16 protein-coding genes and 1 pseudogene are annotated in these 12625 nt (G+C 70.3%); 12 read left to right on the forward strand and 5 right to left on the reverse strand.

From position 1 onward, the window contains the following. Positions 1 to 39 precede the first annotated feature (39 nt). Positions 40 to 1473, reverse strand: coding sequence for a xylulokinase (locus ACIBP6_RS29710; protein ID WP_397057194.1), 1434 nt, complete (start codon positions 1471 to 1473; stop codon positions 40 to 42). A gap of 298 nt (positions 1474 to 1771) precedes the next feature. On the opposite strand from ACIBP6_RS29710, the pseudogene ACIBP6_RS29715 reads away from it, so the two are divergent. Both ACIBP6_RS29715 and ACIBP6_RS29720 read left to right on the forward strand, forming a co-directional pair. Then, positions 1772 to 2218: pseudogene (locus ACIBP6_RS29715) on the forward strand (sigma-70 family RNA polymerase sigma factor); the annotation flags it as partial. 64 nt (positions 2219 to 2282) lie between these two features. After that, positions 2283 to 2639, forward strand: coding sequence for a hypothetical protein (locus ACIBP6_RS29720; protein WP_397057195.1), 357 nt, complete (start codon positions 2283 to 2285; stop codon positions 2637 to 2639). Positions 2640 to 2815: 176 nt separating this feature from the next. Here the strand turns inward: ACIBP6_RS29720 and ACIBP6_RS29725 are convergent, their stop codons facing one another. Continuing rightward, positions 2816 to 3004, reverse strand: coding sequence for a hypothetical protein (locus tag ACIBP6_RS29725; RefSeq protein ID WP_132615491.1), 189 nt, complete (start codon positions 3002 to 3004; stop codon positions 2816 to 2818). A gap of 172 nt (positions 3005 to 3176) precedes the next feature. Here ACIBP6_RS29725 and ACIBP6_RS29730 point away from each other — a divergent pair, with 172 nt between their 5' ends. Then, positions 3177 to 3686: a VOC family protein gene (locus tag ACIBP6_RS29730; protein WP_397057196.1), complete on the forward strand. Its 510-nt coding sequence runs from the start codon at positions 3177 to 3179 to the stop codon at positions 3684 to 3686. A 68-nt stretch (positions 3687 to 3754) separates the two neighbouring features. Further along, the gene (locus tag ACIBP6_RS29735) at positions 3755 to 3997 is read left to right on the forward strand and encodes a hypothetical protein (protein WP_397057197.1); all 243 of its coding nucleotides are present in this window, start codon (positions 3755 to 3757) and stop codon (positions 3995 to 3997) included. Here the strand turns inward: ACIBP6_RS29735 and ACIBP6_RS29740 are convergent. Next, positions 3994 to 5277, reverse strand: coding sequence for a TIGR04013 family B12-binding domain/radical SAM domain-containing protein (locus tag ACIBP6_RS29740; RefSeq protein ID WP_397057198.1), 1284 nt, complete (start codon positions 5275 to 5277; stop codon positions 3994 to 3996). The genes ACIBP6_RS29735 and ACIBP6_RS29740 overlap by 4 nt on opposite strands. 41 nt (positions 5278 to 5318) lie before the next feature. Between ACIBP6_RS29740 and ACIBP6_RS29745 the strand changes: the two genes are divergently transcribed. The 7 genes from ACIBP6_RS29745 (at position 5319) to ACIBP6_RS29775 (ending at position 9493) form a co-directional block, all read left to right on the forward strand. Further along, a complete protein-coding gene (locus ACIBP6_RS29745; RefSeq protein ID WP_397057199.1) occupies positions 5319 to 5771 on the forward strand; it encodes a MarR family winged helix-turn-helix transcriptional regulator in 453 nt (150 codons plus the stop codon). Between the two features lie 113 nt (positions 5772 to 5884). Continuing rightward, entirely contained in the window at positions 5885 to 7066 is a 1182-nt protein-coding gene (locus ACIBP6_RS29750) for an MFS transporter (protein ID WP_397057200.1), read from the forward strand. Beyond that, positions 7063 to 7440 (forward strand): VOC family protein, encoded by a 378-nt coding sequence (locus ACIBP6_RS29755; RefSeq protein WP_397057201.1) that lies wholly within the window; start codon positions 7063 to 7065, stop codon positions 7438 to 7440. The genes ACIBP6_RS29750 and ACIBP6_RS29755 overlap by 4 nt, the downstream gene beginning before the upstream one ends. Positions 7441 to 7443: 3 nt before the next feature. Then, positions 7444 to 7815: a VOC family protein gene (locus ACIBP6_RS29760; RefSeq protein ID WP_397057202.1), complete on the forward strand. Its 372-nt coding sequence runs from the start codon at positions 7444 to 7446 to the stop codon at positions 7813 to 7815. Between the two features lie 177 nt (positions 7816 to 7992). After that, on the forward strand, positions 7993 to 8214 hold the full coding sequence (locus tag ACIBP6_RS29765; RefSeq protein ID WP_111184914.1) for a hypothetical protein: 222 nt from the start codon (positions 7993 to 7995) through the stop codon (positions 8212 to 8214). Next, complete coding sequence (locus tag ACIBP6_RS29770) at positions 8211 to 8633, forward strand: type II toxin-antitoxin system VapC family toxin (RefSeq protein WP_397057203.1); 423 nt, start codon at positions 8211 to 8213, stop codon at positions 8631 to 8633. The genes ACIBP6_RS29765 and ACIBP6_RS29770 overlap by 4 nt, the downstream gene beginning before the upstream one ends. Positions 8634 to 9139: 506 nt before the next feature. Further along, on the forward strand, positions 9140 to 9493 hold the full coding sequence (locus tag ACIBP6_RS29775; protein WP_397057204.1) for a DUF4870 domain-containing protein: 354 nt from the start codon (positions 9140 to 9142) through the stop codon (positions 9491 to 9493). A gap of 294 nt (positions 9494 to 9787) precedes the next feature. On the opposite strand, the gene ACIBP6_RS29780 is transcribed toward ACIBP6_RS29775, so the two are convergent. Both ACIBP6_RS29780 and ACIBP6_RS29785 read right to left on the reverse strand, forming a co-directional pair. Continuing rightward, positions 9788 to 10372 carry a hypothetical protein gene (locus ACIBP6_RS29780; protein ID WP_397057205.1) on the reverse strand — a complete coding sequence of 195 codons (585 nt, stop codon included), beginning with the start codon at positions 10370 to 10372 and terminating at the stop codon, positions 9788 to 9790. A gap of 28 nt (positions 10373 to 10400) precedes the next feature. Next, positions 10401 to 11000: a hypothetical protein gene (locus ACIBP6_RS29785; protein WP_397057206.1), complete on the reverse strand. Its 600-nt coding sequence runs from the start codon at positions 10998 to 11000 to the stop codon at positions 10401 to 10403. Positions 11001 to 11115: 115 nt separating this feature from the next. Between ACIBP6_RS29785 and ACIBP6_RS29790 the strand changes: the two genes are divergently transcribed. Then, positions 11116 to 12315, forward strand: a complete 1200-nt coding sequence (locus ACIBP6_RS29790; RefSeq protein WP_397057207.1) for an MFS transporter — start codon at positions 11116 to 11118, stop codon at positions 12313 to 12315. The last annotated feature ends 310 nt before the right edge of the window (positions 12316 to 12625 follow it).

The following is a 12625-nucleotide window of genomic DNA, read 5'->3' on the forward strand; positions in this document are numbered from 1 at the left end:
GCGGTTGATCTGCCGCCGGGCCCGACGAGCGGGGCACGGTCAGTCGAGGATGTTCTGGGTGGCGCGGGCGTAGCGGGCGCGGATCTCCGGCAGCGCCTCGCCCTCGTACCTCTCCGTCTCCTCCGAGCGCCACTCCGGCGTCGTCACCAGCGTGGCGGCCTGGAACGCGGCGCCGTTGGCGACGTACTCGGCAGGCGGCGGCACCATGATCGAGACGCCGAAGATCGTCGGGGCGATGCGCCGCACGGCCTCCGAGCGGGCCGCGCCGCCGATCAGCAGCACCCGCTCCGGCGTCAGCTTCAGGGCGTCGAGCCCGTCGGCCAGGCCGCACAGCATGCCTTCGACGGCCGCCCGCGCCAGGTGGGCCGGGGTCGAGGTGGCCAGCGTGAGCCCGTGGAGCGAGCCCGTCGCGGTCGGCCGGTTGGGGGTGCGCTCCCCCTCCAGATACGGCACCAGCGTGAGCCCGCCGGCCCCGGGAGGCGCCTGCAGCGCCAGGTCGCTCAGCTCGCCGAGCCCGACCCCGGCGATCCGCGCGGCGGCGTCGAGGACGCGGGCCGCGTTGAGCGTGGCCACCAGCGGCAGGAACCGCCCCGTCGCGTCGGCGAACCCCGCCACCGCGCCCGTCGCGTCGGCGCTCGGCGACGGCGCGACCGCGAACGCCGTGCCGGACGTGCCGAGCGACACCACCACGTCACCGGGGCGCGCGCCCACGCCGAGTGCGGCGGCCATGTTGTCACCCGTGCCCGGCGCGATCAGCACCGCGCCCGATCCCCCGGCCACCGCCGCGGCAGCCTCCTCGGCCGGCCCGAGCACCCGGGGCAGCAGCGGCGCCGTCCCGAACGCGACCTTGAGCAGGTCCGTACGGTACGCCCCTGTCGCGGGCGACCAGTAGCCCGTACCCGAGGCGTCACCCCGGTCGGTCACCAACTGGTCGAGCGGCGGCCGCGGCGCGTCCTGCCACGCCTCGACCCCGAACGGGATCCCGGAGGCCAGCGCGCCCATCAGCCGCCACGTGAGCCAGTCGTGCGGCAGGCACACCGCCGCCGTACGCCGCGCGTTGCCGGGCTCGTGCTCGGCCAGCCAGCGCAGCTTCGTCACCGTGAACGAGGCCACCGGCACCGAGCCGACCGCGTCGGCCCACGCCTGCGGGCCGCCCAGCTCCGCGACCAGGTCGTCGGCGGCCTTGGCGGAGCGGGTGTCGTTCCACAGCAGAGCCTCGCGGACGACCTCGCCGGACTCGTCGAGGCACACCATGCCGTGCTGCTGGCCGGCCACGCTCACGGCCGCGACGCCGTCGAGCCCGCCCGCCTCCTCGAAGGCCCGCAGCAGCGCCGTCCACCAGTGGGACGGGTGAACCTCGGTGCCGTCGGGGTGTGGGGCACGGCCCTGCCGCACCAGTGCGCCCGTCTCCGCTTCCCGAATGACGACCTTGCAACTCTGCGTGGAGGAATCGACCCCAGCGACAAGCGTCACGGACGTACTCCTAACAAGTGGCCCAGCACCAGCCGGATGGAATGCCAGAAATGGTATCCGCGCCCGACACGTCCCCACAGCCCCGTGGGACCGGATGGAGGCGATTGTCCGTTGCAGTGGAAGCTGTCGGTGCTCGCGTCGGCGTTCCGGCTGAGTGGTCGGATCACGCTGTCGATGCCGATCTTGGTGGTACGGCGTCCTCCGGAGCGGAAAACTCCGTGTCCGGCCCCGTTCCATGCAACCCGCGTCCGGGCCGGCGGCATCTCCTCTGGTGTGAAGCCATCTATCTGGGAGTCCCATGAGCCTTGATGAGGAGTACACCGCCTATGTGAGAGGCCGGCTGTCCTGGTTGCGGAAGATCGCTTACTCGTTGTGCCAGGACTGGCACCGCGCGGACGACCTGGTACAGACAGCGATAACGCGGCTCTACGTCAAATGGCGCCAAGCGCGGGCGGCAGACGACCTCGACGCCTACGTACGGGTGATTCTGGTCCGGGTCTTCCTCGCCGAACAGCGAAGGGGGTGGTTCTCGCGGGTACGGCTGACGTCCGCGACATCCCACCAGCCGCTCGAAAGCGGTGACCGGGACATGGCCATGGACATCCACCGGGCCCTCGCCGCCGTCCCTCCGCGCCAGCGCGCCACCCTCGTACTGCGCTTCCATGGCGATCTGAGCGTGGAGCAGACCGCCCACGCGCTGGGCTGCTCCACAGGAACCGTCGCCGTCCGCCACAGCCACACCACGGCCCACCTACAAGGGATTCGCGGAGCTGAAGAGGAAGTATCCCCCCAAGGGAAGGATCGCCTCTGTGCCACCGCTCGTCATGTGGCTGAGCGACGCGCCCCGCAAGAACGAGCTCATGCTGTGCGAGAGCGGGCCGAACGGTGGCTCCTGCGCCGGATTTCCTCCACTCGCCCCCGACGAGTTCGCCCGCACGCAGGGCAAGCTTCGCGGTACAGACGTCTGGTTCGGCGTGGCCAAGGACAACGTTCACGGGGTGACGGCTGTCACCGAGGAGGGGGCGAAGCTTCCAGCGAACCTCACGCGAAGTGTCGGAGCGGGGCTCGGGCTGTGGGCCGTGGAGTATCCCTCGGGAGCCGACGTGCGAAGGATCGTCGTCACCGGCGCAAGAGGGGAGACCCTGGAGCGGATCCCGGCCCGGTGACGAGCCTGACGGTCCGTCTCCGGATCGGGTCTCGATGGCCCACCGACAACACGACTGAGCGACTGCGCCTGAAACCGCCGGATCAGGATGACGTGAACGACAACGTCATCCGTCAGGGACAGCGATCGTCAGGGGAGGGTGGGGCACGCCTCGATGCTCCCCTGACGATCAGAGGTTCACAAGCCCGAAGGATCGCGCCCCACGCTGATCTCCTCGGCGATCTTGCGGATCTCCGTCACCTCGAGGCCGGGAGCCTTGGGCAGTTGGCGTTGCAACGCCTCCATCACCACGGGCACGGGCTGACCGGCGAACCGGCCGGCGATGCCGTGGACCGCCCTGAACAGAGCCTCATCGGTGTCGTGCATCGGCCTCTCTCCTTGGTCGGGTACCGGCAGAACGCTACGGCCTGCGGGCGACACTTTCACCGCTTCGGCTCCCGCGTGTTCCATGCCACCGGGCAAAACCGGTAGCCGCTCTCGGCGAAGTAGTTGAACGCTCATATAGTTGAGTCCGGGGATTCCGTCGAAAGGGGCAACCATGCCTGTCCAGCGACTCAACCACGCGGTCCTTTACGTCCGCGACGTGGAGCGCAGCGTCGCCTTTTACCGCGAGGCGCTCGGCTTCGAGGTCGTCATGGGCATGAAGGGCGCGGCGTTCCTCCAGGCCTCCGGCTCGACGAACGACCACGACCTGGGCCTGTTCCAGATCGGCGAGGACGCGGACCCCTCGCCGGCCGGCCGCACCTCCGTCGGCCTCTACCACCTGGCGTGGGAGGTCGACACCCTGGCGGAGCTGGAGCGCGTGGCCGCCAAGCTCACCGAGCTGGACGCCCTCGTCGGCGCCTCCGACCACAGCACGACCAAGGCGCTCTACGCGCGCGATCCCGACGGGCTGGAGTTCGAGGTGTCGTGGCTGGTGCCCGCCGCGCTGCTGACCGACGAGATCATTGCCGGCCGCACCCGCATCCGCCCGCTCGACCTGGACGCCGACAAGCAGCGGTACGGCGCCACCACCCGGGGCGGCATAGGCGTCTCCGTCCCGGCCTGAAGTACCGTGGAGGTATCGACCCCTCCGTCCGCGGAGGACTCCACGGCTGACTTCCACGGAGAACGGTCATGCCAAGCGATCCAGATCACGTGCTCGACGCCATCGACGGCGTCGTCGACGAGTGGGAGACGCTGAGCGCAGACGCCATGCGCTGGGCGCCTCCGGAGAACAAGAGCCCCACCATCCTGACCGAGGTGAGCGAGATCTTCGGTCCGCTGGTCAGCGCGTTCTCGCAGGCGTTGCGCCCCGTGGGTGACGCCGTGGAACGCGTGATCGAGTCGTTCGAACGCGACGACGACCGGCGGCTCTAACCGGTGGTGCGCCGGCGCCGGGCCCGGCGCGGGTAGGCCTTCGCCGTCTCGGCCAGGCGGGCGGCGTGCTCAGCCTGCTTGCGCCAATGGCCGTAGGCGTCGCCGCGCTGGGCCAGCCGGTCGAGCTCGCTCATGGTCGCCAGCGGGATGAACGCCGGCTCGGCGTCGCGCCACGGCGTGCCGGGCAGCGGCATGAACGTGTGGGTGTGGATGCGCGCGCCCAGCTCGGCCAGGTCGCCGGCCAGCTGGAGCGACTGCGCCTGGTCGTCCTGCGACTCGCCGGGCATGCCGAAGATGAAGTCGACGTTGGGCCGGAAGCCGTGCTCGACGGCGATCCTGACGGCGTCGCGTACCGGAGAGGTGTCGTGGCCGCGCCCCGAGGCGGCCAGCACCCGGTCGGAGCCCGACTGGGCGCCGATGATCAGGTTGTCGTTGGCGACGTATCGTTTGAGCAGCCGCATCGCCTCGGGCGTGACGTGCTCGGGGCGCACCTCGGAGGGGAAGCTGCCGAAGAAGACGCGGCCGTGCGGCGGCAGCTCCTCCTTGACGCCCGCCAGCAGCTCCTCCACCTTGCCGAGGTCGGGGTCGGGCCCGGGCGAGCCGTACGAGAGCGAGGTCGGGGTGATGAAGCGCACGTCGCGCAGCCCCCTTCCCACCAGCTCGCGCACGTGGGCGCGGACACTGGCGACCGACCGGTGCCGGAACTGCCCGCCGAACATGAACGGCGTCTGGCAGAAGCGGCACGTGTAGCGGCAGCCGCGGGTGATCTCGATCGGCCCGCTGCGGCCGGCGAACGACGGGAAGGCGTCGAGCGGCAGCTGCGGCGCCGGACGGGTGCGCAGGGCGACGCCGTCGGCGTCCTTGATCGCCAGGCCCGGCACCGTGGTGAGCGGCTCGTCCTGCCGCAGCGCGCGGACGAGGGAGACGATCGTCGACTCGCCCTCGCCGATGCCGGCGAGATCCCAGCCGGAGTCGAGGACCTGCTGGGGCTCGGCGGTGGCGTGCACGCCGCCCGCGATGTGCAGGCCGCGCCCGCCGCTCAGCTCTCTGACCACGGCCAGCTCGGCGGCCATGGCCTCGGCGTCGGGCGAGTAGAACGACCAGAGCACCAGCACGCGGTCGGCGTCCGTGGCGAGGATGTGGCCGGCGGTCTCCTCGGCGGTGGTGCCGAGCCGCAGCTCGTGCTCGACCCCCGCCGTGTCGAGGGCGGCGAGCAGCGCATGGACGCCGTACGTCACCGCCTTGCGATATCGGACCACCACACAGACCGCCAGTGCCACGTCCGGCAGCGTAGCCGAGGCGGCCGACTAAATTTGACCTCATGATCGGACTGGGGACGTTCATGCGCCACGTCCACGAGCTCATGGACGGCGCCATCGCCGAGGTCTACGCCGAGCACGGCCTGCCGGAATACCGGCCCCGCTTCTCACCCGTGGTCCGCACGCTGGTGGCGCACGGCCCGATGTCGATCGGCGACCTCGCTCGGGCCATCGGCGTGACCCATTCGGCGGCCAGCCAGACCGTGGTCCAGATGCGCCGCAGCGAGTTCGTCATCCTGGAGAAGGGCTCCGACGCCCGCCACCGCATCGTCCGCCTCACCGCCAGGGCGGAGGCGGCGCTGCCGCTCATCGAGGCCGAGTGGGCGGCCACCGAACGCGCGGTGCGCGAGCTGGACGCGGAGCTGCCCGTGCCGCTGGCGCAGGTGCTGACGGCCGCGGCGGAGGCGCTGGAACGCCGTCCTTTCCGCGCGCGCATGGGGCACATCGAGCTTTAGACTCGCTGGTATGACCTGGCGACATTGATGCATAACCAGGGGCCGGCGCGGGGCGCGCGGGCCTCCGAGGCGACGCGAACTCGGAGTCCCCACTCGTCCCCCTGGAAGGCCTCATGCTTGTCGCGTCGCTTTACGCTTATGCGTTCCTCAGTGAGTTCATCCTGCTCTACCCGGTGTACACCCTGCTGTTCACCGACACCGGGCTCTCGGTCGCGCAGACCTCGTCCCTGTTCGTCATCTGGTCCGTGACCGGCATGGTCCTGGAGGTCCCGTCGGGCGCGTGGGCCGACGCGGTCTCCCGCCGCCTGCTGCTGTTCCTGGGCCCGCTGCTGGCCGGTCTCGGCTTCGCGGTGTGGCTCCTGTTCCCGTCCTACTGGGCCTTCGCCCTGGGGTTCGTGCTGTGGGGCGCCGAGGGCGCGCTGGTCTCGGGCGCGTACGAGGCGCTGTCCTACGAGGAGCTCGAACGGCGCGGCCAGGCCCACCGGTACGCGGGCGTCATGGGCCGGGCGACCTCGCTCGGCCTCGTCGCGAACGCGGCGGCGATCGCTCTGGCCACCCCCGTCATGGCGGCCGGCGGGTACCCGGTCGTGGGCGTGGCGAGCGTCCTGGCGTGCGTGGCGTGCGCCTGCACGGCGCTGACGCTCCCCGAGCACCGCTCGCGCGGCGCCGCCGGCGAGGGCCGCTACCTGGCGGTGCTCAAGGAGGGCGTCACGCTGGCCCGCGCCGACCGCCGGGTGCTGCACGCGGTGCTGCTGGTGGCGTTCGTGACGGCGATCTGGGGGGCGCTGGAGGAGTACGTGCCGTACCTCGGGGTCGAGGCGGGCGTGGCCAAGACCGCCATCCCGCTGGTGATCCTCCTGGTGTGGCTCGGCGCCACGGCGGGCGGCCTGCTGGGAGACGCCGCGCAGCGGATGCCGCCGCGCGCGTACGCCCTGATGCTCGCGCTCGCGGCGGCGGCCATGACGGCGGGGGCGCTCAGCGGGCATCCTGCCGGGTTCGTCCTGATCGCCGTGGCGTTCGGCGGGTTCCAGCTCGCCGGGATCCTCGCCGACGCGCGGCTTCAGGAACGGATCACCGGCTCGGCGCGGGCCACCGTGACGTCACTGGCCGGGATCGGCGGCAACGTGGTGACGCTCGGCGTGTACGCGGCCTACGGGGCGGCCTCGCCGTACGCCTCGCACGGGGTGACGTTCGCGCTGCTGACCCTGCCGTACGTGCTGGTCGCGCTTTTTTCGATGAGTTCCGGACGGCGGCGTGGTCTGCACATCGAACGAGAGAAAGGAATATCGCCATGACCCGACCCGTCCTCGGCGGCCTGCTGCTGTCCAGCACCGACCCCGAGCGGCTGCGCGCCTGGTACGTCACCGCCCTCGACCCGGAGCAGAACACCGACGTCGGCGGTTACGGCGTGCTGAAATTCGGGGAGGTCTTCCTGTTCATCGACACGCGCGCCGACATCGGGGACAAGAACCCCGAACCCGGCAGGATGATCATGAACTTCACCGTGGACGACGCCCAGGCCGTCGCCGCGCGCATGGAACGCGCGGGCGTCTCGTGGCTGGCCGAGCTGGAAGACCGCGACGGCAGCCTGTTCGCCACCGCGATCGACCCGGACGGCAACTACGTGCAGATCATCCAGCTCAGCGAGGAACACCTGAAGGAGATGTAGACGATGTTCGCGACGACGAAAGCGTTCAGCGGGTTCTCGGTCGACGACGTCGCGGCCGCGACCGCGTTCTACGGCAAGACACTCGGCCTGCGCGTCTCGGAGGAGCACGGGATGCTCACGCTCCATCTCGGCGGCGGCGCCGACATCCTCGTCTACCCGAAGGGCGACGCCCACGTGCCGGCCGCGTTCACGGTGCTCAACTTCCCCGTCGACGACATCGACCGGGCCGTGGACGAGCTGACGGCGCGCGGGGTGCGCTTCGAGCGTTACGAGGGCTTCGCCCAGGACGAGAAGGGCATCGCCCGCGGCGACGGCCCACCGATCGCGTGGTTCACCGACCCGGCGGGGAACGTCCTGTCGGTCCTGCAGGAGTGACCCTCTACGGACGGCCGCCCGGCGGCGATCGACCAGGTCGCCCGCCGCCGGGCGGCCGTTCGGATGATCCAGCAGCCACCCGGCGAGCGGCCCGGACCCGGGCAGCAGCGGCATACCGCCGGCGAACGTGCTTCGGCGTCGTACAGCCGGGAGAGCACGGTCGTACACTGGCCGACCATGAGCGCCGCGCACGAGGAGCTGCACCGCCTGGTGGATCGGCTGTCGCCCGCCCAGGCCCGCCGCCTCCTGCGGTGGGCCGAGACCGAGCTGGCCGGCCTCCCGCACGACGGGCCCGTACGCCGCCGCCTGTCCATTTCGGGCATCGGGGCGTCCGGTGACGGCCATCTTTCCGAACGGGTCGAAGATCTGCTGGCGGAGCGGTTCAATCGGTCGGTGTGACTGCTGTTCTTCTTGATACAGGACCGTTGATCGCGGTGGTCGATCGCGACGACGAGCATCACGTGTCGTGCGTCCGGCTGCTGCGAACGCTCGACGGACCGCTGCTGCTCCCGTCCACGGTGCTGATCGAGGCCGGTTGGATCATCGACCGGCACCTGGGGGCGTCCGTCCACGCGGAGTTCCTCGACCAGGTGACCGACGAGTTCGAGCTGGTCAACCTGATCCCGCAGGACGTCCACCGGATGGCCGAGCTCGTGCAGCTCCACAAGGGCCTCGACTCGGCGGACGCGTCCGTCGTCGCCATCGCCGAACGGCTGTCGGTCACCCACATCGCCACCCTCGACCATCGCGACTTCTCCCAGATCCGCCCGCGCCACGTCCCGTCCTTCACCCTGCTGCCGGACGTACCCTCGTCCTGAAGTGGTGGCCTCTGATCGCCGCCGGCGCGGCGGGGGCCATCACGGCCCGGCCACCGTCTGCGCCCCGAGCCCGCTGGAAGGCGTCGACGTCGTACTCACCGCCCGCCGACGACCGCACCCCTCTGGTGACCGCCTTCCGGGAACTCGCCCAATCCCGCCTCGACCACCGCACCTGATGTTCGGCGCGTCATGACCCCCATATCGGCCTGTGCATAATGGGCGGATTGCGTCCCGCAACGGACGGATCCCGGCCCGCTTCCCCCCGATCGGTGGACCCCTTGCGCATCCCCCCGCGACCGTCCCCTGAGTGGTCCTTCAACCCGCCACCGGGATGGCCGACCCCGCCTCCGGGCTGGGTCCCCACGGCGGTGTGGAGCGGCCCCGAGCCGGGCTGGCCCGCGCCACCGCCCTACTGGTCGTGGTGGACGAGACCGGAGCCCTGGGCCGCTCCACCCCGCTCCGGCCAGGCCACGGCATCGCCCTCCGCGCAAGCCCGCAGCACGGCCATGTGGACCCACCTCGGCGCCCTGCTCCTCGACGTCGGCGGCCTGCTCACCTGCGGCGTCAGCTCGCTCCTGCTCTGGATCCCGCCCCTGGTCATCCTGAACGGCCCCAGCGGCACGGACCCCTTCGTCCGGCGCCACGCCCGCCAGTCGCTCAACTTCGCCTTCACGGAGCTCATCGCGGCCGCCGTCCTCGTCATGACCGTCTACACCAGCGGAGGGCTCGGCGCCCTGCTCGCCATCCCGCTCGTCCTGGTGATCTGGATCGCGGCGATCGTCTTCCGCATCCTCGCCATCACCACCGCCACCCGAGGCACCCCGTACGACTACCCCGTCTCCATCCCGTTCCTGCGATGAGAGACCCGGGCATCAGGCGGCGATGGGAACATCCTCGATCCGGCAGCCGGCGACACGAGGCCGGGTCCGCGCGACGGCGCGCCGACGAAGTGGCTGCGCCGAACGGGATCGAGCGTCTCGTCTCGCCACCCCGCCCATGAGGCTGTCACGTGGTCGACTTCCCCTTGGCTCTCCAGGAGAAAGACGCAGGCGTAGGGGAGATCGACGCTCGGGGTGAGGCTCTTCATCGCCGGTCACTGTGCGGCAGCTCCGTTCCGGGCGCCACATTCCCCTGGCGACCATGACGGCATCGGGTCAATCCGGAACCGCCACGGGCGGTACGACCTCGATGACGCGCGCTGTTCCGGCGGGTGGTCGCATCTCGTGCATGGTGATCAGGTCGCCGGGCGCGAGGTGTCGCCAGTGCTCGAAGGTCAGCGGCAGCAGGCGCACCGGCCTGCGGTCCCCCGGTTCCAAGGGGTCACGGCCCTCGACCCAGACGACGGCGATGTCGAGCACGGGTTCACCCCGAGGTGTGCGACGGCCGAGGTCCCACATCGGGCGCAGCACTCCGCGGCACGGCACGGGTCTCGTGCGCCCTCCCGCCTCGGGGCTCATGAGGCGCAGCTCGGCGAGAACGGCGCCATTGCGCGCCTCGCAATACCGCCATTCGCACCACTCGGCGTCGCTGTGCAGCCACATCCGGCGTGCCGCGCCGGCCAGCAGGCTCCAGAACTCGGGCGGATGAGCATGCGCGTCGCCCAGGTCTTCGAGCAGGAGCAGAGCCGTCTCCCATTCGTCGTGCTCCAGACACTCCAGAACGTCGGCCGCGCTGACGCCGGCGTCGGTCCGGACACCGGGAGGGCAGAGCAGAGCGGCCTTGTGCAGCGGGAGGTCCACGGTGTGATGGTGTCCGGCCACGGAGGAGTCACGCGTTTCCCGGGATGACATAACGCGTATGTGGAGCTCGCAGCCATTCGGCGCTGATTTCCTCGCCCGTGACTCGCCCGACGATGACAAGGCACGTCGTGATCATCTGCGCGACGGGGGAACCTTGAGCCCCCGGCATCTCCCAGTCCGGCTCCAGCGCCAGCCCTTCCGTATAAGGAGACAGGGCGGCAGGAATCATCGTCATGGCGGAATTCACCACGACATCCGCGTCCTGGGCGTAGTAGACGCGGTGGCCGCTGCCGCCGCTCCATCCGACGCCGATGGCCCGGCCCCCGTCACGGGACAGGGATTCCAACGCCCAGGGCTCCACCGCGTCCGACCACTGCAGCTGCAGCGTCAACGTCCAGGCGCCGCACTCACCGATCAGCAGGATGCCGTCGTGGTCGCCGGGTATGTTCTCGCCCTCGAAGCCAACAGGGAGATCGGCGAGTGTCACCTCGGTCGCGCTGCCGGGATCGGCGCCGAGCCGGCGGGCGACCTCCCCTACGCCGACTCCTTCGGTCCACACGGCCGCCAATCCGTCGATTGCCGGCCAGTGGGATTCGAGCAGGTCGTACAGCTGCTGCCGCGAACTCATCAGCAGTGCGTCCTTCCTCCGGACGAAGAAGCCGGAAACTTCTCGCTTCTTCGATCATCCCAGCCTGTCGACCAGACGAACCAGCTGAAAAGGATCACGAGTTCGGAGTGTGATCATGGCATTGACGTCTTTGGGTCCGGCGTACAACCGTCTGTGGTTGGCGACGGCGTTGTCCAACCTCGGTGACGGAATTCGCATGGCGGCTCTGCCGTTGCTGGCCGCCGCGATGAGTTCGGACCCGGTCGTGGTGGCCGGCGTGGCCATCGCCGGGCAGAGCCCGTGGTTGATGTTCGGGTTGTTCGCCGGAGCCATCGTCGATCGTTATGATCAGCGCCGCCTGACGACCCTCGTCGACGTGGCGCGTGTCCTGCTGCTGCTCGTCCTCGTGGCCGCACTGGCTCTCGGCTTCGCCACCATCGTCCTGGTGTACGCGGTGGCGTTCGCGTGCGGCGTCGGAGAGACCCTGCGCGACACGGCGACCGCCACGCTCCTTCCTCCCCTGGTCAAGGACGCCGACCTCGATCGAGCCAACGGCGGCCTGGTCAACGCCGAGGTGGCGGGCAACGAGCTGGTCGGGCCACCGCTGGGCGGCTACCTGTTCGGTGTCGCGATGGTGCTGCCGTTCGCCGTCAACGGCAGCACGCTGGCCTTGGTGGCGGCGCTGATCTTCAGCCTGCCGGATGTCTTCGCGAAGAAGGCCCCGCCCTCCGGGGCCAGGACACGGATATGGGCTGACACGCGTACGGGCCTGCGGTGGCTGGCGCGTCATCGGCGACTGCGCGCCCTCGTCATCTTGGGCGGCCTGTTCGCGTTGATGGACAGCATCTGGTTCCCCATTTTCGTGCTCTACGTCGACCAGGTCCTCGCCCTGCCCGCGTGGGCCTACGGCGCCCTCCTCGGCGTGGGCGCCATAGGTGGTCTGGCCGGCGGCTTTCTCGCCGCACGCGTCACGCGCGTGATCGGATCCACGGCGGCTCTGACGGGCTGTCTCGTCTGCGCCGCCGCCGGACAACTGATGCTCGCCCTCACCACGTCAGTCCCTGTCGCCGCCGCCGGGCTGGCCGCCACGAGCGGCGCGTTCGGCGTGTGGACGGTCGCGGCCCGAACGCTCCGCCAACGGCTCACACCACCTGAACTGCTGGGCCGAATCAGCAGCGCATCGATGACCATCGTGATGAGCACGGCTCCCGTCGGCGCTCTCGCCGGCGGCCTCATCGCGACCGGCTGGGGACTGACCGCACCGATCCTGATCGGCGTGCCCGCACTCGCAGCGGCTGCGCTCGTTTGCTACCTGACATTCCGCGAGCATGGATGACGGCGACCCGCGCGCGAAACCGACTTCCAGGCAGCGAACCACAGTCGACGGTCAGAGAAGCGCCGGCTCCACCCTGCCGGTGAACCGGCCGCCCACTTGGTTTGCCCATCCAGGAACGATGGCCCGGCTGTGCCCGGACACCAGGTCGTCGAGGTACGGGAGAGCGGCCCGCACCCCGCCCGTGAGCAACTGATATCGGCGTGGGCGGCGCTGATTACAACATAATGCCTTTCTGGTATCCACGGGTCGATGACACCAGGATGAACGGCCATTTCCGAGAGGTATTAAGGAAAACGCACACTATGCTCCG

It is taken from the genome of Nonomuraea terrae, assembly GCF_044465245.1.
GTDB lineage: Bacteria > Actinomycetota > Actinomycetes > Streptosporangiales > Streptosporangiaceae > Nonomuraea > Nonomuraea terrae.

Excerpts from the sequence above, each read along its gene's own strand:
- ACIBP6_RS29725 (WP_132615491.1), bottom strand. The coding sequence starts at position 3,004 with ATGCACGACACCGATGAGGCTCTGTTCAGGGCGGTCCACGGCATCGCC.
- ACIBP6_RS29730 (WP_397057196.1), top strand. The coding sequence starts at position 3,177 with ATGCCTGTCCAGCGACTCAACCACGCGGTCCTTTACGTCCGCGACGTG.
- ACIBP6_RS29735 (WP_397057197.1), top strand. The coding sequence starts at position 3,755 with ATGCCAAGCGATCCAGATCACGTGCTCGACGCCATCGACGGCGTCGTC.
- ACIBP6_RS29745 (WP_397057199.1), top strand. The coding sequence starts at position 5,319 with ATGATCGGACTGGGGACGTTCATGCGCCACGTCCACGAGCTCATGGAC.
- ACIBP6_RS29750 (WP_397057200.1), top strand. The coding sequence starts at position 5,885 with ATGCTTGTCGCGTCGCTTTACGCTTATGCGTTCCTCAGTGAGTTCATC.
- ACIBP6_RS29755 (WP_397057201.1), top strand. The coding sequence starts at position 7,063 with ATGACCCGACCCGTCCTCGGCGGCCTGCTGCTGTCCAGCACCGACCCC.
- ACIBP6_RS29760 (WP_397057202.1), top strand. The coding sequence starts at position 7,444 with ATGTTCGCGACGACGAAAGCGTTCAGCGGGTTCTCGGTCGACGACGTC.
- ACIBP6_RS29765 (WP_111184914.1), top strand. The coding sequence starts at position 7,993 with ATGAGCGCCGCGCACGAGGAGCTGCACCGCCTGGTGGATCGGCTGTCG.
- ACIBP6_RS29775 (WP_397057204.1), top strand. The coding sequence starts at position 9,140 with ATGTGGACCCACCTCGGCGCCCTGCTCCTCGACGTCGGCGGCCTGCTC.
- ACIBP6_RS29785 (WP_397057206.1), bottom strand. The coding sequence starts at position 11,000 with ATGAGTTCGCGGCAGCAGCTGTACGACCTGCTCGAATCCCACTGGCCG.
- ACIBP6_RS29790 (WP_397057207.1), top strand. The coding sequence starts at position 11,116 with ATGGCATTGACGTCTTTGGGTCCGGCGTACAACCGTCTGTGGTTGGCG.